The organism is Roseovarius mucosus DSM 17069, from assembly GCF_000768555.3.
In the GTDB taxonomy this organism is placed as follows: domain Bacteria; phylum Pseudomonadota; class Alphaproteobacteria; order Rhodobacterales; family Rhodobacteraceae; genus Roseovarius; species Roseovarius mucosus.
Genome location: NZ_KN293991.1, coordinates 54,739 through 72,902, shown reverse-complemented (window position 1 = coordinate 72,902; position 18,164 = coordinate 54,739). Strand labels below are relative to the sequence as shown.

Below are 18,164 nucleotides of genomic sequence, written 5' to 3'. Positions count from 1 at the left end.
CCCAGCGGTTTATGCTCAAATTGCGGGCAGCTCTGCAAGGGTCAGGTCGCGGGCAGCCGCGCAATGATGGGCAGTTTCTGCCATGTGCCGCCCGGCCCCCTTTTCATCGGTTCGGCCAGAAGCTTTAGTTGGGCCAGTGTCTCACCCATACGATAGGTATGCCCCATCGAATGCCCGAGTGCGACCCGCCAACCCGGACGCGGATTGAGACCGGGTTTTGTCGGGCCAAGCCCCGCCTTCATGTGATGCGCGATGTCCCAGTCGAGCACCTCGCCGTCATGGCGGGTGACAACCCAGCAATGCATGTCATGGGTGACGCCCCCCTTTTCCGCCGGAAAGAAGTAGCCATAGACATAGCCCGCCTCATAGCCTGCCGCGCGCAGGCTGGCGACGAGATAGGTGTTGATATCCACGCAAGAGCCGGGCGTTGTGCCGCATGAGAGGTAGGGCACTGCTTCGGCCCCATCATTGAACCGCGCCTCAGGATGATCGTAGGTGAAACGCGCCTCAGCCTCGGCGACCAATGCGTCGATGCCCGCGCGCCCGCCGCCTGCCTTGGCCGCAATGGTGCGGCTGGCCTCGGTCAGATCATCGGCAGCGACGGTATAGCGGTTGATGCGCGAAGTATAAACCGCCTCGGGATAGCCTTGGTCTTTGGGCGCGGGGGTGATGGTATGGGTGAGTGTGACAGTTTCGTTCGCCGCCTCGATCCAGAGCGCGGTAAGACCCAATTCAGGCTCGAGCGCTACGGTAACGATGTCTCCGCCAGTCACGGTTGTGGCCGAAACGGCGTCTTCGGGGCTGCACATGCCGGCCGGGGCCAGCAGGCGCGCGCCGGGCTCAAGGCCGCTCACTTCGATCTGCAACTGTCTCATGCCATGTTCCAGAGTTGAAAGATCAGCCCCGCCGCAAACGCCCCGGTGAGCGACAGGGCGATGTAGAGCGCGAAAACCCGTGGTTTGACCAAGGCCCAGACGGCGATGGCCGCAGGCAAGGACGTGACGCCACCGGCCACGAGAAAGGCCAGACCGGCACCGGGGGCCATGCCCTGACCAATCAACCCACCGACCAGCGGGAGGGCGGCGTAACCATTCAGATAGGCAGGCACGCCGATCAGAGTGCCCAACAGGATCGGGATAATGCCGGTGCCCCCAAGCGCCTGCGTGATGGTCTCCGCCGGGATAAAGGCGAGCATGAGGCTCTCGAGTATAAAGGCCAGAGTGAGCCATTTCAGCAGAAACAGGGTCACATTCAGCGCTTCACGGCCAAACTTGGCCCTGCGCGCCGGATCGGTCCAAAAGCGCCAGACGACAGGTTTGGGTGCGCGCAGTTTGCTGCCGCCACAACCTCCGTTGCCGATTCCATCGCGCAGCGGATCACTCAGCCCCCCGGCGCGACCCAACAGATGCACGACCCATCCCCCCATAAGCCCCAGGCCGATTGCGGCGAGTGTTTTGGCAATGGCAAACTCCAACCCCAGAACGCCGGTGGTCAGCACGAACATCGACGGGTCCATCACCGGCGATGCAAGCCAGAAGGCCATGACCGCCGAGAGTGGTACGCCCATTGCCAACAAGGCGGCGATCAGCGGAATAACCCCACACGAGCAAAAGGGCGAAAGGCCCCCCGCCAAGGCCGCAAGAAGGATCATCACGGCGGGCGCGCCGGTAAAGGCGCGGGCGATCAGATTATCCGCACCGGTTGCAGTGGCCCAGGCGGCGATGCCGATGGAGAGCAAGAGAAACGGCGCGGTGCCGAGTAGCGCCTCGGCCGTAAAGGCGAGCGTGGCGCGCGCCTGTGTCGTGTCGAAAATCGCAAGCAGGATCAGGATCAATGCCGAGATGATCCAGATGCGATGGTCTTTCCAAATGAGCCGTAGCAATACGGCAGCGCGGGGGTGAGGCTGGCTCGAGTCTGTCATGTCCATATCCCTAGAAAAGTCGTTTAATTGAGGTAAAAAATTGAAGTCAGGCAGCGTTTTCAGTCTTGGTCAGTTTTACCCCGGTGCAGCATTCCGATGTCAGGAAACTCAGTGTTCGCCTCATGGCAGCATAGTCCACGCGATTGATCACCGTACGCCCCTGCCGCTCTTGCATCACCAAACCAGAGTCGACCAAGGCCGACAGGTGATGCGCGAGGGTCGAGGGCGCCTGATCCAGATGCTGCCCAATCTCGCCCACGTTCAGCCCTTCTTCGCCCGCGCGCACCAACAGTCGAAAGACTGCAAGGCGCGTGTCATGGCCAAGAGCGGCAAGGGCGCGGGCGGTGGGGCTTGTCGTGCTCATGGATCTAATATAACTAATTTTCTAGTTATGTCAATCTATCTCATTCGGCCCGCGCGGCCATGGTCGCCACCCCATCGCCGATGCGCCGCACCCGCAGATCAAGACCACCCTCAGCCTCGCGCGCCTCGATCGCCACGGGCAGGTTGCAGATGAGCGGGGTGAGGCCGCGATAGGTGAACCGCGTGGGTAGGCGGCCCAAGATATGCGTCGCCAGATTCATCATCCAGACCGCCTGCATCGGACCATGCACAACCAGCCCCTCGTATCCCTCAACCCCGGTTGCATAGGGGTGGTCGTAATGAATGCGGTGGCCATTGAAAGTGAGCGACGAGAACCGGAAAAGCAGGGTCGAATCCGGCGTAATCTGCCACGCGGTTGCGTTGGTCCATTCCTCGGCGGGCTCTGGCGCCTTGGCCTGTCCCGGCTTGGGGTCCTCGCGATAGACGATATCCTGCCGCTCCGTCAGGCGCGCCGCGCCGGCCACTGTATAAACGTGCCGCTGCGTGACAAAGCCCAGCTTGCCGCTGCGCCCCTCCTTGAACGTCACATCGTCAATCGTCGTCTCTCGTGTCACCAGATCACCGGGGGCAAAAGGCGCGTGAAACTCGATCTCTCCCCCAGCCCACATTCGGCGGGGCAGGGGCAGGGCAGGTAGGAAAATCCCCGTTTTGGGATGACAATCGCGTCCCAGCTGATCCGGCGTGACCGTATCGGGAACCAGACACCAATGCAGCCCAACCGGCATCTCTGCCTCGGCCAAAGTGCCCGCCAGCGTGGCACGGTATTCCCGTACCAAGCGCTCGGAAATTGGTTCTGACCGGCTATAGCTGCGCCCGATCCAATCCGCGTAATCGTTCATTCCGTTCCCCTATTGCCCGCGTCCCGGTCCGTAGGACTTTGGCAGGCCCAGTACCTGCTCTGCAATATGGCACAGGATCAGATTGGTCGAAATCGGCGCAATCTGATAGAGCCGCGCCTCGCGCCACTTGCGCTCGACATCATATTCCTCGGCAAAGGCAAAGCCGCCATGGGTCTGCATGCAGGCCTCGCCCGCCTCCCAGCTTGCCTCAGACGCAAGAAGCTTTGCAGTATTGGCCTCGACACCGGGATTCAGCCCTGCATCATACATTGCGGCAGCGCGATAAACGATCGCTTCGGCGGCCATCAGATGCGCATGTGCGCGGGCCAGCGGAAACTGCACGCCCTGATTGACCCCGATGGGCGCGCCAAACACCACCCGCTCGCGGGCATAGTCTGCGCCGGTCTTGAGGAACCACTTGGCATCCCCGATACATTCGGCGGCAATGAGAATACGCTCGGAATTCATGCCCGAGAGGATGTAGCGAAACCCTTTGCCCTCCTCGCCGACCAGGCAGTCCGCCGGAATACGCAGGTTGTCAAAAAACACTTCGGTGGTGGCGTGGTTGATCATGGTTCGAATGGGGCGGATGTCGATTCCGTTCCCGACTTGGCCGCGCAGGTCGATCAGGAATACCGACAGGCCATCGGTTTTCGATTTCGCCTCTTCGCGCGGGGTCGTGCGCGCCAAGAGGACCATCAGATCGGAATGTTCCACCCGGGAGGTCCAGATTTTCTGGCCGTTGATCACGTAGTCATCGCCGTCCCGCCGCGCCGTGGTTTTTAGCGCCAGAGTGTCGGTGCCGCTTGTCGGCTCGGTCACGCCAAAGGCCTGAAGCCGCAAGGAACCATCGGCGATGCCGGGTAAATAGGCGGCCTTCTGTGCCTCTGACCCGTGGCGCAGCACGGTGCCCATCGTATACATCTGCGCATGGCAGGCGGCGGCGTTGCAGCCCGAGCGATGAATTTCCTCGAGAATGACCGCCGCCGCTGTCAGGTTAAGACCAGATCCACCGAACTTCTCGGGAATCATCGCCGCCAGATACCCCTCGCGGATCAGCGCATCGACAAAGTCCTTGGGGTAGGCGCGTCGCGCATCCAGATCGCGCCAGTAGGCGCCGGGAAACTCGGCGCAAACGCGGGCTACACCTGCGCGGATGTCGGCATAGTCTGCTGTTGGATCAAAAGATGTCATGTCCGTCTCTCACAATACTCGGCCCCTAGGTGACAGGTTTTTGATGCCAGCGGAAATATCAATGCCCGCTTGCGGCCATTGAGCGGGCCTATAGCCGCAGCTCACCTTGCCAGATGCCTCGCCGCACCAGATCGCGCAGCACGTCGAGTGTGATCGCCTCGACCGCGCGGCTGGCGCGGCTGGTTGGAAAGGCGGGATTCGAGACAAGATAGACGGGCCGCACCATGTCAGGGGCCGTGATCGGTGCTCCGACAAGTTCGCCCCGTGCGACCGCGTCATGCACCGCCGAGGGGGAAAAGATCGCATGACCCGAGCCGCGCGCCACGAGTTCCTTGATTTGTGTCATCGCGTCCATCTCAACGGGCACGTTGAGGTGCAGGCCAAGCGGGGCGGCATAGCTCTCGATCGTCTTGCGCAGGCCGTGGGCGGCCTGAGGCAGGATCATGTCAAGCGGTTCCAGTGCAAGGAGCGGCACGGGGGTGCCGGGGGGCGTGCCGAAGGGCCAGTTGTCCGGGGCGGAATAGACATGCAGACGCTCATCCAGAACATGCGTGATCCGGAAATGATCCGCGTCCTGAAGGTCATAGATCAGGCCCATGTCAACGGTGCCATCACTGACCCATGCCTTGATATAGCCGCTCATGGCCTCGACCACGCGCAGGCGAATATCGGGTAGCTCCACCCGCACGGTTTCGGCCAGGGGCACGGACAGCACCATCGACACCGAGGGCGGCAAACCGAAACCAACCTTGCCGCGCGGTGCGCCCGAAGCATCGCGCATTTCGTCCACGCAGCGTGACATCGCGGCGCTGATCTCGCGCGCGTGGCGCAAGAGAACCTGTCCTTCGGCGGTCAGCATCGAGCCGCGCGGCGAGCGGTCGATCAGGCGCACGCCAAGCTCAGTTTCCATCCGTGCGACATGCTGCGAGAGCGAGGGTTGCGCCACACCCAGCCGATGCGCCGCCGCCGAGAGCGAGGGGGCTTCGGCGATGGCAATGAAGTAGCGGAGTTGGCGAATATCCATAGGCAAAAAGCCTATCAAAGCCGAATGCTAGAACGCAAGGCTATGGTTGCCCATAGTCGGGCCTTATACCCGTTCAAAAAGACGGGTATTTCCCACAGCCGATGCAATAATGCATGGTCCGGCCAGACTGCCCCCAAAGGAGAAGAGACCGCGATGCGCACTGACCTTGCCGGATTATTGGTTGTTTCCGTCGAACAGGCGGTCGCCGCGCCCTATGCGTCAGGCCGTCTGGCAGAGGCCGGTGCGCGGGTGATCAAGGTCGAGCGACCCGAAGGCGATTTCGCGCGGGGTTATGACGCCTTGGTTCATGGCGAAAGCGCCTATTTCGTCTGGCTCAACCGAGGCAAGGAATCGCTCTGCCTCGACCTGCGGCAAGAGGCGGACCGCGCGTTGATGGAGCGGATGCTCAGCAAGGCCGATGTGTTCATCCAGAATCTCGCGCCGGGGGCGATTGATCGGCTGGGATTTGCGCCCGCCCGCTTGCGTGCCGATTACCCGCGTCTGATCACGGTCTCGATTTCGGGCTATGGCGAAGAGGGGCCGCTGGCGGATCTCAAGGCCTACGATCTCTTGGTGCAGGCCGAAACCGGTCTCTCGTCGATTACTGGAAATGAGCATGGCCCGGCGCGTACCGGGGTTTCAGTATGCGACATCGCTGCGGGAATGACCGCTTATCAGGCCATTCTGGAGGCCTTGGTCGGGCGTGCGACAACGGGCGAGGGCAGGCACATCGCGGTGTCACTGTTCCATGCGCTGAGCGACTGGATGAATGTGCCCTATCTGCAATATGCTTACGGCGGCAAGGTGCCACCGCGCGCCGGTCTCAATCACCCCACGATCGCCCCCTATGGCGTCTATCAGGGCAGCGATGGCAAGGCGGTTTTGATCTCGATCCAGAACGAGCGCGAATGGGCCACGTTCTGCGACACAATCCTGGGCGATGCGACGCTCGCCCGCGATCCGCGCTTCGACAGCAATTCGAACCGCGTTGCCAATCGCGAGGCCCTCGATGCGATTCTGCGCCCAGTCTTTGCCGCGATTTCCCGCGATGCCATGGCGGACCGGCTGCGCGCCGCGCGCATTGCCTATGGCCGCGTGAGCGAAATGGAGGATCTGGTGGGCCATCCGCAGAACCGGTATGTGACGGTCGAGACCCCCACAGGCCCGGTTCGGATGCTGGCCCCTGGCGCGCAGATTGACGGAGTTGAGGCGGAATTGGGGGCCGTGCCTGGTCTGGGCGCGCAAAGCGATGCACTGCGTGCAGAGTTTGGCGATGGCTGAGCCTCAGGATACGCCTGCGCGGATACGCGCGATCCTCTCCGAGATCGGGGCGCATAGGGTGCTCGACATCGGGTGTGGTCATGGAGCGCTTGCGCGCAATCTGGTGCAGGCGGGTTATGACGTATCCGGCATTGATCCGGCATCCGAGGCCGTGGATGCCGCACGTCTGGCTGTGCCCGAGGCCCGTTTCGAGGTTGGCGGGGCAGAGCAATTGCCCTTTGCCGCAGAATCCTTTGACGCCTGTATTTTCCTGAACGCGCTGCATCATGTGCCCTTGCCACTGATGCGGGGCGCCCTGCTTGAGGCGTTGCGTGTTCTGCGCCCCGGCGGAGAAGTCGTCATTGTAGAGCCCTTGGCAGAGGGTGCTTTCTTCGAGGTCATGCGCCCGGTCGAGGATGAGACCGAGATGCGTCACGCGGCGATTCGGGCGATTGATGCCGTTCTGGCAGCGGGCGCGGCGACTGGACCTGCGCCGGTCACGTATCATCGTCCCACGCCGGTGGCCGATTTGGACGCCTTCGTCGAGTATCTGGCCCGCGTCGATCCCACGCGTCGCGTATTGGCCGAAGCGCAGCGCGAGACGCTGGCGCGGCTCTATGCGGCGCATATCACCGTTGGGCCAAACGGCCCAGAGTTGAGCCAACCGCTCCGCCTTTGGCGTTTGCGGGCCGCAAAACTCTGAGCCGCTGTCGCGTTCAGGGCTGGCTTTCCATGTATTTTTGTGTTTTTTTTCCTGTCGAGGGGAGAAATCGCACGTGTTCAGCTTTGGCGACATCATGTCAGAGGCCTTTGTCCTGATCCTCAATTGGGATCGGAACCTGAGCGAGATTGTCGGACTGTCTCTCTATGTAACGCTTTCCGCAGTGCTTTTGTCCTGCCTGATTGGCCTGCCCTTGGGGGCCATGGTGGGTGCGTTCCGTTTTCCGGGGCGCGGGGTGATGACGGTTATCCTTAATGCCTTGATGGGATTGCCGCCGGTGGTGGTTGGGCTGTTTGTCTACCTCATGCTGTCCGCCTCCGGCCCTTTTGGGCCCCTTCAGTTGCTCTATACCCCTGCGGCGATGATCATCGCACAGACGATACTTGTAACACCGATCGTGGCGGCGCTCACGAAGCAGGTGGTCGAGGATTTGCACGGCGAATATGCCGAGCAGTTCGCCTCTATGGGCCTGCGTCCTCAAGAGCGTATTGCGGCCCTGCTCTGGGATGCGCGCTATAGCCTGATGACCGTGGCGCTGGCGGGGTTTGGCCGCGCCGTGGCCGAGGTAGGCGCGGTGCTGATCGTGGGCGGCAATATCAATCATGTGACCCGCGTGATGACCACGACCATTGCCCTCGAGACGTCCAAAGGGAACCTGGAGCTGGCGCTGGCCCTAGGCGTGGTCTTGCTGGTTCTTGCGGTGCTCGTGAACGCGGTTGTGATGGCGCTCCGGGCCTCTGCGGTGCGGGCGGCCTATGCGTGACACGGTGATGGATATGACCCCCGCTGAGGTCGCTACGCGCATCCCGCTGCTAGAGGCGCGCGGCCTGTCATTCGACGCAGGAGGCACGCGGCTGATCCATGATCTGTCTCTCTCGATTCCCGAGGGTCGGCGCCTCTTGATCATGGGCGCGAATGGCGCTGGCAAGAGCCTGATTTTGCGTTTGCTGCATGGTCTCTTGACGCCTTCCGCCGGGCAAGTGCTCTGGCAGGGGCAAGCCCCTGACGAGAAAGCGCGCCGCGCGCAGGCGATGGTGTTTCAGCGCCCTGTGATGCTGCGGCGGTCGGTGCTGGCCAATCTCAACTTTGCGCTTTCGGTACATGGCGTGCGCGGGGCAGAGCGTGCGGCAGAGGCGGCGCATGCACTCGAACTGGCCGGGCTCAGCGAGCTGGCGCGACATCCCGCGCGTGTCCTCTCGGGCGGCGAGCAACAGCGCCTTGCCTTGGCGCGCGCTCTGGTCTGCAAGCCGCGCCTCTTGTTCCTGGATGAACCGACCAGCAGCCTCGACCCGGCCTCGACCCAACGGATAGAGGATCTGATCAACGCGGCCCACATGCGGGGTGTCACAATCGTCATGGTCACGCATGACATGGGGCAGGCGCGGCGCATGGGGGACGAGGTGATTTTCCTGCATGCTGGACAAGTGGCCGAATGCGGCCCGATTGATCAGGTTCTCGGCAAACCCCGGTCCGAAGCCGCGCGCGCCTGGACCCAAGGGCGGCTCTACACAGGCACAACTTTCTGACATCCAAAAGACAGGGACAATTTCATGCTCAGACGTCATCTTTTCTCGCTTGCCGCAGGTGCGGCTCTTGCCTTGGGCCTGTCTGGGGCCGCGCAGGCGCAGGATCAGTTCATCGTGGTGCAGTCCACCACATCGACCCAGAATTCGGGTCTCTTTGACCATATTCTTCCGATCTTTCAGGACAAGACCGGCATAGAGGTGCGCGTGGTGGCGGTGGGCACCGGGCAGGCGATCAAGAATGCCGAGAATGGTGATGGCGACGTGCTCTTTGTCCATGCCAAGGCGGCAGAGGAAAAATTCGTGGCCGAGGGACATGGGCTGCAACGGTCGGACGTGATGTATAACGATTTCATCCTCGTCGGCCCGCCCAACGATCCGGCCGGTATTGCGGGGACCACGGACATCGTCGCGGCCCTCACCAAGATTGCGGAAACCGGCGCGACCTTTGCGTCGCGCGGGGATGACAGCGGCACCCACAAGGCAGAATTGAAACTGTGGAAAGAGGCGGGCATTGATGCCGCCGCCGCGTCTGGCGATTGGTATCGCGAAACCGGCTCCGGCATGGGGGCCACGCTCAACACAGGCACCGCAATGGGGGCCTACGTGTTGACCGACCGTGCCACATGGATTTCCTTTGGCAATAAGGGTGACTACCAGATCGCAGTCGAGGGTGATGATCGCCTGTTCAACCAGTATGGGATCATCCTCGTGAACCCGGAAAAGCACGAGAACGTCAAGGCCGAAGCCGGTCAGGCGTTCATCGATTGGGTATTGTCCGCCGAAGGTCAACAGGCCATCGCGGATTACAAGATCGACGGTCAGCAATTGTTCTTCCCGAACGCGAACGGCTGAGCTTGTTTTCCAAGCGTTTCTGAAACTGGGCGGAACTTCGAGAGAGTTCCGCCCAATGCATTTGTAACCTGTCTGAAAAAGGCCGGTTCAGGCGGAGATCCAGCGCACCTCGCCCAGTCCCTTCAGATCATAACCGCCGAGCGCTGAGGCTTTGGCAACCATCGTTTCGGAACGCATGAAGGCGACCAGGCGTTGCACGGGGTCGGTGAAATAGGCGCGACGGTCGATCAAGAGGTCAAAGCGCTCTTGCACCAAGGGACGGAACACCAGCCGAAATTGCCGCGCCATGGACTCTATCCCGAGGGTCGCTTCGGCCTCGCCTGCGGCGACGGCGGCGGCGGCATCGCTCTCGGTATGGGCGGGGCTAGCTGGCGTCAGGATGTCATCCGTTGTCATACCCGCTTCGGCCATCATGCTTGCAAAGAGCGCCGTGGTGCCTGCCCCCTCCTGTCGCAAGATCACACGACGTCCGCGCAGATCGCCGATCCCCTGGACCATATCCGCCACGGCAGGTGTCAGGATCAGTCCGCGCCTCCGCTCTGCCCAGCCAATCAGAACGGCGTCGCGCAGTCCGCGCGCCTCAAGCGCGGGGATGTTCCAATCTGTATCGCCGGGGATGTGCAGCCCCGCCAAAACCGCACGACTCTCGGCAAATACCTCTAGCCCGTCGCAGCTTCCGTTCCAGAGGGTTGCAAGCCCTGCGCCGCTCTCGCGCAGCGCCCAATCCAGGAGCGGATCGTGCGAGCCGGTCACAAGCGCCGGGCGCTCGGAGGGCAGGGTGACGCCTGTTCCCTCAATCCAGCACATTAACTCGTTGTGGGGAAACAAGAGCTTGCCGGTGATCTTGCGATGCGGAATCTCGCCAGTGGCGACCATGTCGTAAACCTTGCGCTCCTTCACCCGAAGCAGGTCTGCGACCTCCTTGGTTGTCAGATAGGCGGGAAGTTCACTGTCCATGGGCTTTGATGATCACGCATTAAGAGGTTCGATGCAGCGTTCCTACCGCATCTCTGCGTGGAAATCAGCATCAAACGCAGCCTTGTTTTGACTTGTGTTTTGACACATGTCAGAGCATCATATTCACAAATGCGAATAAATAAGGGGGAGGAAATCATGAATTTGCACCGACGCCAGATTCTGGCGGCTATGGGGGCCAGCGCCCTTGTCGGGCTGCCGCGCCCCAGCTTTGCCGCTACTGAGTTGACCCTCGGGAACTTCAGGATCACCACGCTTAGCGACGGTAATCTCGTGTTGCCAATGGATTTTTTGTTGGGCAACCTGCCCGCTGCTGATGCCGCGCCTGTTCTGGCGCAATACGGCATCACTGGCGACACGGTCGAGCCGCCCTGCAATCTGACGCTGTTTCAGGATGCTGAGCGCACGGTGCTCTTCGATGCGGGGTCAGGGTCTGGGTTCATGCCGAGTGCTGGGAAAATCCTCGAGGCACTTGACGCCATCGGAGTCAGCGCCGATGACATCACCCATGTCCTCTTTACCCATGCGCACCCGGATCACCTTTGGGGCGTACTGGATGACTTTGACGATCCCGTGTTCGCCAATGCCAGCTACATGATCGGGCAGGCGGAATGGGAGTATTGGACAGACCCCGCCACGGTCGAGAGCATCGGTGCAGAGCGGGCAAGTTTTGCCGTGGGGGCTGCCCGGCGTCTGGCGGCGATTGAGGATCGGATGGAATTCATCGATGGCGGGCAAGAGGTTCTGCCGGGTATCCTCGCACATGATACGCCCGGCCATACGCCCGGCCACATGGCGTTTGAAATCCGTCAGGGGACAGAGGCGGCATTGGTCGTGGGTGATGCCATCGGCAACGGTCATTTGGCCTTTGCGCGGCCTGATTGGGCTAGCGGCTCGGATCAGGATGCCGAGACAGGGATCGCGACGCGCACGCGACTCCTCGACCAGTTGGCGACCGATCAGATGGCGATGGTCGGCTTTCATCTGCCCGGGGGCGGGTTGGGTCGGGTCGAACGCAATGGCGATGCCTACCGCTTCGTGGCGGAGGTCTGAGATGATGCGTGTGACCCTCGGCACTCTCTTGCTCTGCGCCGCCAGCGCCGCCGTCGCGAGCGAGGATATCCCCGATCAATACCCGGCCTCGCTGCTCTATTCCAAACCGGTCGAGGTGATCCCGCAGGTCTGGTCCGCCATCGGGGCGACCGCACCCCCGACCTATGAAAATGCAGGACACAACAACAACCTCAGTTTCATCGTCACGGGCGATGGCGTGGTAGTGATCAACGGTGGCGCATCCTACGGGCTGGCCAAGGCCCTGCACGATGAAATCAAGATCGTTACCGATCAGCCCGTCAAGCTGGTGTTCAATGAAAACGGTCAGGGCCACGCCATGTTGGGCAATTCCTATTGGGCGGAACAGGGCGTGCCCATCGTGGCACATAGCGATGCGGCGGCCGAGTTCGAAAATCATGGCGGCGGTGATCTCGAGGCGGCGCAGCGCGTGACCAAGGAGCGCGCCGAAGGCACCAGCGTGGTGCTGCCGACCGAGACCTTCAGCGAGGAGTATATCGTCGAGATGGGCGATGTTCGGATCGAGGCACGCTATCTTGGGCCAGCCCATAGCCCCGGAGATATTGTCGTATGGCTGCCGGAGCAAAGCCTCGTGATTTCCGGTGACATGGCGTTTCACGAACGCATGTTACCGATCTTCCCCGATACGATCACGGCGGATTGGCTGGAAACTTGGGATGCTGAATTCGAGCCGCTGGGTGCCACCTATGTGATCCCCGGTCACGGCCACCCGACCAACATGGATCAGGTGCGCCGCTACACCAAGGGCTATTTGGAACACCTGCGCGCCCAAATCCGCGCGCATATCGACGCCGGCGGTGATCTGGCCGGGGCTTATTACGTCGACCAATCCGCCTATACCCACCTTGATACGTTCGAAGAACTGGCCACCAAGAACGCGGGCCGTGTCTATGAACAGATGGAATGGGAATAGAGCCGGGTTGCAATAGGCCCCCACAGTCGATGTGGGGGCCTTGTCTGCTCAATCCTTGACGAACATCTTGCGCGGGCGGTTGCAGAATGTTTCCGCCGGGCCGCTTTCCTTGATCAGAATGGACTCGGTGATTTCCAATCCCCAGTCTGACATCCAAAGACCGGGCATGAAATGGAATGTCATCCCTGGCTCCAGCACGGTTTCATCCTCGGAGCGCAGCGAAATCGTGCGCTCGCCCCAGTCGGGCGGATAGCTCAGACCGATGGGATAGCCACAGCGCGCGCCACGTTCGATCCCGGCGCGTTCTAGCGGGGCGGCCAACGCATTGGCAATGTCGCAGGCGCGGTTGCCCGCCTTCGCGGCCTCAAGTCCTGCCTCTAACCCCTCGACCAGCGCCTTTTCCGCATCGAGCAGGAATTGCGGCGGCTTGCCCAGAAAGAGCGTGCGGCAGAAAGGTGCGTGATAGCGCCGGTAACAGCCCGAGATTTCAAAGAACGTCGCCTCGCCTGTCGCGAATGCGCGCCCATTCCACGTCAGGTGCGGTGCTGCGGCGTCAGAGCCTGACGGCAAGAGCGGCACGATGGCGGGATAGTCACCCCACGCACCCTCGACCCCTCGGATGGCATCGCGGAAAATCTCGGCCACGATCTCGTTCTTGGGGATGCCCGGTTCGACCCGTTCCATCAGCCCGTCGGTGATCTTTTCCGAAATCAGCGCAGCCTTGCGCATGAAACCCAGTTCTTCCTCGGATTTCACCGTACGCTGCCAGTTCACCAGCGCGGTGGCGTCGAGGAATGTGGCCTCTGGCAGTTCCTCGCGCAGGGTCTGCATTGCCTTGGCGGAGAAATAGTAATTGTCCATTTCCACGCCGATCCGCTTGTCGGCAAGGCCCATGCCCTTGAGCCGCTCCGCCAGATCCTGCATCGGGTGGCGCTCGGTCGATTGCACGTAGTTGTCGGCATAGCCGATCACGCGGTCGTCCGTCATCCAGACAGTGCGCACGCCGCCATTGGCATCCTGATTGCGGCCCCACCAGATCGGATCTGCCTCGGGAAAGACCAGAACGCCCTGATGCACATAGAACGACCAGCCATCATAGCCTGTCAGCCAATGCTGGTTGGACGGGTCGGTGACAAAGAGCGCGTCAAGGTCAAGCCGGGCCATGGCGGCGCGGGTCTTGTCCAGCCGTCGCTGGTATTCCTGTGCCGAAAAGGGCAGGTCTTTTTCGATCATGTCGAGAGTCCGTAGTTAAAATGTCCTGACTATAGTTGTGGCTTTGGCCGCCGCCCGCCCCAAGAAAAACGCCCCATCCTGTCGTTTTCAGACCATCTCGCGGCGCGGAGTTGACGCTAGGCTCGCCGCGACGCAAGCTGCGCGCAATCTGACGGAGGAATACCAAGATGCGCCCTGTTCTGGCCGATGTCCTCGCTGCGGCACAGGTGATTGCCGGGGTGGCGGATCACACACCGCTGGTGCCTTCGCCCTATATGAGCGGGATTGTGGGCGGTGAGTTCCTACTCAAGCTGGAGAATATGCAGCCCATCGGCGCGTTCAAGCTGCGTGGCGCGCTCAATGCCGTGGCGGGGGCGCAGGACGCGGCTGGCGTTACCTGTTGCTCGACCGGCAACCATGGCCGTGGCGTGGCCTATGCGGCGCGGGCACGTGGCTTGCGGGCGGTGATCTGCATGTCGGAATTGGTGCCGCAGGCCAAGGTTGATGGTATTCGGGCGTTGGGGGCCGAGGTGCGGATCATCGGCCGCTCTCAGGACGCTGCCCAGGCCGAGGCAGAGCGTCTGGTTGCCAAGGACGGGCTGACCGAAATCTCGCCCTTTGACGACCCGCTGGTGATTGCGGGCCAGGGCACCATCGGGCTGGAACTCATGGCGGCGCGCCCTGATCTGGAAACGCTGCTCATACCCCTGTCGGGTGGCGGTCTGGCGGCAGGCGTTGCGCTGGCTGCCAAGACGATCAAACCCGACCTGCGCGTCATCGGCATCAGCATGGACCGAGGCGCCGCGATGTATGAGAGCCTGCGCGCCGGCCATCCTGTCGAGGTTGAAGAGGTGCCAAGCCTTGCCGATAGTCTGGGCGGCGGCATCGGCATGGCAAATCGTCTGAGTTTTGCCATGTGTCGCGATTTGCTGGATGATGTGATCCTCGTTACTGAAGAAGAGATTTATACCGCGATGCAGGTGCTCTATTACGAGGACCGGATCGTGGCAGAAGGGGCCTGTGTTGTGGGCATCGCTGCGGTGCTGAGTGGCAAGGTGGCACCCAAAGGGCCGACCGCCACCATCATCACCGGCCGCAATCTCGATATGGCGATGTTCACCAGGGTTGTGACCGGGCAGGATGTGATTTTGGGCGACAAGGTAATTAAGGGTAAGACATATGGCACATGATATTCGGATCGTGACAGAGGCGGAATTGCGCGGCGCGGTGAAGCTGGACCGTGAAACCGTCAACGTGATCGAGAAAGCCTTTGGGGCGCTCTCGGATGGCGGCGTTGTCATGCCGCCGGTGATGTCGATGGACCTCGCGGATGTGCATGGCGAGGTGGATGTAAAGACCGCCTATATCCCCGGCTTTGACGGATTCGCGATCAAGGTCAGCCCGGGGTTCTTTGACAACCCCAAGCTGGGACTGCCCAGTCTCAACGGGCTGATGATTCTGTTTTCCGCCAAGACCGGTCTGGTCGAGGCGGTATTCCTCGACAATGGCTATCTGACCGATTTGCGCACGGCTGCCGCCGGTGCGGTCGCGGCGCAGCATCTCGCTCCCGAGACTGTGCATACCGTAGGTATCATCGGCACGGGTGTTCAGGCACGGCTTCAGGCGCGGGCGGCGCGGCTGGTGCGTCCGTTTGACCGGCTGCTCATCTGGGGGCGGGATGCCGAGCGCGCGCGCGCCTGCGCGGCCGATCTGGCGGACCTCAAATGCGTTATCCGCGTGGTAGACTCTCCTGCCGATCTGGTGCTTGCCAGCCAGTTGGTCATTACCACCACCCCGGCACAGTCCCCGGTGATCGAGGCGAAATGGCTACATCCCGAATTGCATATCACCGCCATGGGGTCAGATCAGGCGGGCAAGAACGAAATTGATCCGCAGGCCTTGATCAAGGCCGATCTCTACGTTGCCGATCGCGCGACGCAGGTGGAACACTTGGGCGAGTTGCGCAGCGCGATCGAGGCCGGGATATGGACCAAAGGCGCGCCGGTCGAACTCGGGGATGTGATTCGGGGGCGCGCGCGCGGGCGCACGAGCGAGTCCGAGATCACCATTTGCGATCTGACCGGCACCGGCGTGCAGGATACGGCGATTGCCACGCATGTGATGGCGCGGCTCAAGGGGCGCGATCTGGGCACGGTCATCACCGCATGAAACTTGATGCGCGCGATCTCGATATTCTGCGGGTGCTGGCTGATGAGGGCCGCATCACCAAGGCTGATCTGGCGGAGCGGGTGGGTCTTTCGGCCAGCCCGTGCTGGGAGCGGCTCAAACGGCTGGAAGAGGCTGGCCTGATCGAAGGGTATCATGCGCGTATCAATCTCAGGAAACTGGGGTCGCATGTGACCGTCTTTGTTGCGGTGGAATTGGCGGATCATACGCCCGCCTCATTCCGCGCCTTCGAGGACAGTATGCAGCGCTACGGCGAGGTGACGGCCTGTTGGGCGCTGGGGGGCGGGTTTGACTATCTCATGCAGATCGTGACCCGTGACATCGACACCTATCAGCGGCTCATTGATGAGATGCTTGAGGCGCGGATCGGGCTCGCGCGCTATTTCACCTACATCGTGACCAAGCCGGTCAAATCACCGCGCCTGCCGCCGCTCGAGATGTTTTTCGAATGAATCATCTTTTTTGTGGGTGCCTGGCAGAAGATTAGTCTGCGCTTGCGGCAAACTTCAGTCTCTCTCTTTGGCAGAGCCAAGACATTCTTTGGCGCGAAGGGAGCGTCACTATGTCCGACTCAGCCATCTGGACCCGCAACGGAATCACCGACACACGCCTTGTGCGCAGCTTTGCCTATGTGGGTGGCAAATGGGTTGGTGGAGACGATACGGCAACCTTTGCCGTAACCAACCCTGCCGATGGCAGTGCGCTGGGGGCCGTCGCCAGCCTCAGCGCAGATCAGGCTTGTGCCGCGGTCGATGCGGCGCAGGGTGCGTTTGGCGGCTGGGCGATGACCCTGCCGCAAGACCGCGCAGCACTTCTCCGCCGCTGGTTCGATCTGATCCTTGCGCATCGCGAAGACCTCGCGCGGATCATGGTGCTGGAGCAGGGCAAACCCCTAAGTGAAGCACGTGGCGAGATAGACTATGCCGCGAGTTTCGTGGAGTATTATGCCGAAGAGGCCAAGCGCCCCAATATCGAAGGAGTCACAAGCCACCTGCCCGATGCCGAGGTGGAGCTGTGGCTGGAGCCGGTGGGCGTGGCGGCGCTCATCACGCCGTGGAATTTTCCCTCAGCCATGCTCACACGCAAGGCGGCGGCGGCGATGGCGGCGGGTTGCACCGTGGTCGCGCACCCAAGCGCCGAAACGCCGTATTCCGCGCTGGCCCTAGCCGAATTGGCTGAACGGGCGGGGTTTCCGGCGGGTGTGTTCAACGTGGTCACGGGTAATGCCGCCGTGGTGGTCGAACCTTGGACCCAAGATGCCCGCGTGCGTGTCCTTAGCTTTACCGGCTCGACCAATATCGGGCAGTTACTTTATCGCCAATGCGCCGGGACGGTCAAGAAACTGGTGCTGGAATTGGGCGGTCATGCGCCCGTGATCGTGTTTAAGAATGCCGATCTGGACGCGGCCGTAAATGAAACGATCAAGGCAAAATTCGCTACATCCGGACAGGACTGTCTGGGGGCGAACCGCATCTATGTAGAGCGCGCGATTTACGAGGAATTCTGCCGACGTTTTACAGACGCAGTACAGAGGCTCACCATCGGGCGCGGCATAGACGATCCCGACATCGGCCCGTTGATGAACGAGAAGGCCATTCGAAAGCAGGAAGAGCATGTGGCCGATGCTCTGGCGCATGGCGCGACGCTGGCCTGCGGTGGCAAGCGCGATGCCCTAGGACCGCTTTTCTATCAACCAACTGTTCTGACGGATGTGCCCGACGCCGCCGAGATCATGCGCGATGAGACCTTTGGTCCAGTGGCCGCAATCACGCCCTTTGACACCGAAGAAGAAGTGGTCGCCCGCGCCAATGCTACTGAATATGGCCTAATCGCCTATTTGCACTGCCACGATCCGCGCCGCATCTATCGCATGACGCGGGCGCTGCAATTCGGCATGGTGGCGGTGAACCGCACCAAGGTCACGGGCGCACCGATCCCCTTTGGTGGGGTCAAGCAATCGGGGCTGGGCCGTGAAGGGGCGCGGCGCGGCATGGAGGAATTTATGGAGATCAAATATGTCTGCCGCGATTGGGCGTGAGCAGACGAAATCTTGAAAAGATTTCG

The 18,164-nt window shown here is 61.6% G+C and carries 19 protein-coding genes; 11 read left to right on the top strand and 8 right to left on the bottom strand.

Features of this window, described 5'->3' with window-relative positions; all coding sequences use genetic code 11:
• Window positions 1-41: 41 nt before the first annotated feature.
• From ROSMUC_RS18070 to ROSMUC_RS18045, 6 genes are all read right to left on the bottom strand, one after another.
• Entirely contained in the window at window positions 42-875 is an 834-nt protein-coding gene (locus ROSMUC_RS18070) for a transglutaminase domain-containing protein (protein WP_037275955.1), read from the bottom strand.
• Entirely contained in the window at window positions 872-1,927 is a 1,056-nt protein-coding gene (locus ROSMUC_RS18065) for a permease (protein WP_037275952.1), read from the bottom strand. The genes ROSMUC_RS18070 and ROSMUC_RS18065 overlap by 4 nt, the downstream gene beginning before the upstream one ends.
• Window positions 1,928-1,967: 40 nt before the next feature.
• On the bottom strand, window positions 1,968-2,285 hold the full coding sequence (locus ROSMUC_RS18060) for an ArsR/SmtB family transcription factor (RefSeq protein ID WP_037275951.1): 318 nt from the start codon (window positions 2,283-2,285) through the stop codon (window positions 1,968-1,970).
• A 40-nt stretch (window positions 2,286-2,325) separates the two neighbouring features.
• Entirely contained in the window at window positions 2,326-3,144 is an 819-nt protein-coding gene (locus ROSMUC_RS18055) for an HTD2 family dehydratase (protein WP_037275950.1), read from the bottom strand.
• Window positions 3,145-3,153: 9 nt separating this feature from the next.
• Window positions 3,154-4,338 carry an acyl-CoA dehydrogenase family protein gene (locus tag ROSMUC_RS18050; RefSeq protein ID WP_037275947.1) on the bottom strand — a complete coding sequence of 395 codons (1,185 nt, stop codon included), beginning with the start codon at window positions 4,336-4,338 and terminating at the stop codon, window positions 3,154-3,156.
• An 88-nt stretch (window positions 4,339-4,426) separates the two neighbouring features.
• Window positions 4,427-5,362 (bottom strand): LysR family transcriptional regulator, encoded by a 936-nt coding sequence (locus tag ROSMUC_RS18045; protein WP_037275945.1) that lies wholly within the window; start codon window positions 5,360-5,362, stop codon window positions 4,427-4,429.
• 153 nt (window positions 5,363-5,515) lie between these two features.
• On the opposite strand from ROSMUC_RS18045, the gene ROSMUC_RS18040 reads away from it, so the two are divergent.
• From ROSMUC_RS18040 to ROSMUC_RS18020, 5 genes are all read left to right on the top strand, one after another.
• Complete coding sequence (locus ROSMUC_RS18040; RefSeq protein WP_037275943.1) at window positions 5,516-6,643, top strand: CaiB/BaiF CoA transferase family protein; 1,128 nt, start codon at window positions 5,516-5,518, stop codon at window positions 6,641-6,643.
• Complete coding sequence (locus tag ROSMUC_RS18035; RefSeq protein ID WP_037275941.1) at window positions 6,636-7,325, top strand: class I SAM-dependent methyltransferase; 690 nt, start codon at window positions 6,636-6,638, stop codon at window positions 7,323-7,325. The genes ROSMUC_RS18040 and ROSMUC_RS18035 overlap by 8 nt, the downstream gene beginning before the upstream one ends.
• Before the next feature lie 73 nt (window positions 7,326-7,398).
• The gene (locus ROSMUC_RS18030; RefSeq protein ID WP_102106023.1) at window positions 7,399-8,106 is read left to right on the top strand and encodes an ABC transporter permease; all 708 of its coding nucleotides are present in this window, start codon (window positions 7,399-7,401) and stop codon (window positions 8,104-8,106) included.
• Window positions 8,107-8,119: 13 nt separating this feature from the next.
• Window positions 8,120-8,869, top strand: coding sequence for an ATP-binding cassette domain-containing protein (locus tag ROSMUC_RS18025; protein WP_052115471.1), 750 nt, complete (start codon window positions 8,120-8,122; stop codon window positions 8,867-8,869).
• Between the two features lie 24 nt (window positions 8,870-8,893).
• Window positions 8,894-9,721: an ABC transporter substrate-binding protein gene (locus tag ROSMUC_RS18020; RefSeq protein WP_037275939.1), complete on the top strand. Its 828-nt coding sequence runs from the start codon at window positions 8,894-8,896 to the stop codon at window positions 9,719-9,721.
• 87 nt (window positions 9,722-9,808) lie between these two features.
• On the opposite strand, the gene ROSMUC_RS18015 is transcribed toward ROSMUC_RS18020, so the two are convergent.
• The gene (locus tag ROSMUC_RS18015; RefSeq protein ID WP_037275936.1) at window positions 9,809-10,678 is read right to left on the bottom strand and encodes a helix-turn-helix transcriptional regulator; all 870 of its coding nucleotides are present in this window, start codon (window positions 10,676-10,678) and stop codon (window positions 9,809-9,811) included.
• A 156-nt stretch (window positions 10,679-10,834) separates the two neighbouring features.
• Here ROSMUC_RS18015 and ROSMUC_RS18010 point away from each other — a divergent pair, with 156 nt between their 5' ends.
• Together ROSMUC_RS18010 and ROSMUC_RS18005 are read left to right on the top strand one after the other, a co-directional pair.
• Window positions 10,835-11,749, top strand: coding sequence for an MBL fold metallo-hydrolase (locus tag ROSMUC_RS18010; RefSeq protein WP_037275934.1), 915 nt, complete (start codon window positions 10,835-10,837; stop codon window positions 11,747-11,749).
• Between the two features lies 1 nt (window position 11,750).
• Window positions 11,751-12,701, top strand: a complete 951-nt coding sequence (locus tag ROSMUC_RS18005) for an MBL fold metallo-hydrolase (RefSeq protein WP_037275932.1) — start codon at window positions 11,751-11,753, stop codon at window positions 12,699-12,701.
• Between the two features lie 48 nt (window positions 12,702-12,749).
• Here the strand turns inward: ROSMUC_RS18005 and doeA are convergent, their stop codons facing one another.
• A complete protein-coding gene (gene doeA / locus ROSMUC_RS18000; RefSeq protein ID WP_037275930.1) occupies window positions 12,750-13,934 on the bottom strand; it encodes an ectoine hydrolase DoeA in 1,185 nt (394 codons plus the stop codon).
• A 167-nt stretch (window positions 13,935-14,101) separates the two neighbouring features.
• Between doeA and eutB the strand changes: the two genes are divergently transcribed.
• The 4 genes from eutB (at window position 14,102) to ROSMUC_RS17980 (ending at window position 18,138) form a co-directional block, all read left to right on the top strand.
• A complete protein-coding gene (gene eutB / locus ROSMUC_RS17995) occupies window positions 14,102-15,103 on the top strand; it encodes a hydroxyectoine utilization dehydratase EutB (protein ID WP_037275928.1) in 1,002 nt (333 codons plus the stop codon).
• Window positions 15,093-16,082, top strand: coding sequence for a cyclodeaminase (locus tag ROSMUC_RS17990; protein ID WP_037275925.1), 990 nt, complete (start codon window positions 15,093-15,095; stop codon window positions 16,080-16,082). The genes eutB and ROSMUC_RS17990 overlap by 11 nt, the downstream gene beginning before the upstream one ends.
• Window positions 16,079-16,552 (top strand): Lrp/AsnC family transcriptional regulator, encoded by a 474-nt coding sequence (locus tag ROSMUC_RS17985; protein ID WP_037275922.1) that lies wholly within the window; start codon window positions 16,079-16,081, stop codon window positions 16,550-16,552. Before ROSMUC_RS17990 ends, ROSMUC_RS17985 begins: the two co-directional genes overlap by 4 nt.
• 110 nt (window positions 16,553-16,662) lie before the next feature.
• Entirely contained in the window at window positions 16,663-18,138 is a 1,476-nt protein-coding gene (locus ROSMUC_RS17980) for an NAD-dependent succinate-semialdehyde dehydrogenase (protein ID WP_037275919.1), read from the top strand.
• Window positions 18,139-18,164: the final 26 nt, after the last annotated feature.

Coding starts and splice junctions, on each gene's coding strand:
- ROSMUC_RS17985 (WP_037275922.1), top strand. CDS start 16,079: ATGAAACTTGATGCGCGCGATCTCGATATTCTGCGGGTGCTGGCTGAT.
- eutB (WP_037275928.1), top strand. CDS start 14,102: ATGCGCCCTGTTCTGGCCGATGTCCTCGCTGCGGCACAGGTGATTGCC.
- ROSMUC_RS18025 (WP_052115471.1), top strand. CDS start 8,120: ATGACCCCCGCTGAGGTCGCTACGCGCATCCCGCTGCTAGAGGCGCGC.
- ROSMUC_RS18070 (WP_037275955.1), bottom strand. CDS start 875: ATGAGACAGTTGCAGATCGAAGTGAGCGGCCTTGAGCCCGGCGCGCGC.
- ROSMUC_RS17980 (WP_037275919.1), top strand. CDS start 16,663: ATGTCCGACTCAGCCATCTGGACCCGCAACGGAATCACCGACACACGC.
- ROSMUC_RS17990 (WP_037275925.1), top strand. CDS start 15,093: ATGGCACATGATATTCGGATCGTGACAGAGGCGGAATTGCGCGGCGCG.
- ROSMUC_RS18050 (WP_037275947.1), bottom strand. CDS start 4,338: ATGACATCTTTTGATCCAACAGCAGACTATGCCGACATCCGCGCAGGT.
- ROSMUC_RS18005 (WP_037275932.1), top strand. CDS start 11,751: ATGATGCGTGTGACCCTCGGCACTCTCTTGCTCTGCGCCGCCAGCGCC.
- doeA (WP_037275930.1), bottom strand. CDS start 13,934: ATGATCGAAAAAGACCTGCCCTTTTCGGCACAGGAATACCAGCGACGG.
- ROSMUC_RS18035 (WP_037275941.1), top strand. CDS start 6,636: ATGGCTGAGCCTCAGGATACGCCTGCGCGGATACGCGCGATCCTCTCC.
- ROSMUC_RS18055 (WP_037275950.1), bottom strand. CDS start 3,144: ATGAACGATTACGCGGATTGGATCGGGCGCAGCTATAGCCGGTCAGAA.
- ROSMUC_RS18010 (WP_037275934.1), top strand. CDS start 10,835: ATGAATTTGCACCGACGCCAGATTCTGGCGGCTATGGGGGCCAGCGCC.
- ROSMUC_RS18015 (WP_037275936.1), bottom strand. CDS start 10,678: ATGGACAGTGAACTTCCCGCCTATCTGACAACCAAGGAGGTCGCAGAC.
- ROSMUC_RS18065 (WP_037275952.1), bottom strand. CDS start 1,927: ATGGACATGACAGACTCGAGCCAGCCTCACCCCCGCGCTGCCGTATTG.
- ROSMUC_RS18045 (WP_037275945.1), bottom strand. CDS start 5,362: ATGGATATTCGCCAACTCCGCTACTTCATTGCCATCGCCGAAGCCCCC.
- ROSMUC_RS18040 (WP_037275943.1), top strand. CDS start 5,516: ATGCGCACTGACCTTGCCGGATTATTGGTTGTTTCCGTCGAACAGGCG.
- ROSMUC_RS18020 (WP_037275939.1), top strand. CDS start 8,894: ATGCTCAGACGTCATCTTTTCTCGCTTGCCGCAGGTGCGGCTCTTGCC.
- ROSMUC_RS18060 (WP_037275951.1), bottom strand. CDS start 2,285: ATGAGCACGACAAGCCCCACCGCCCGCGCCCTTGCCGCTCTTGGCCAT.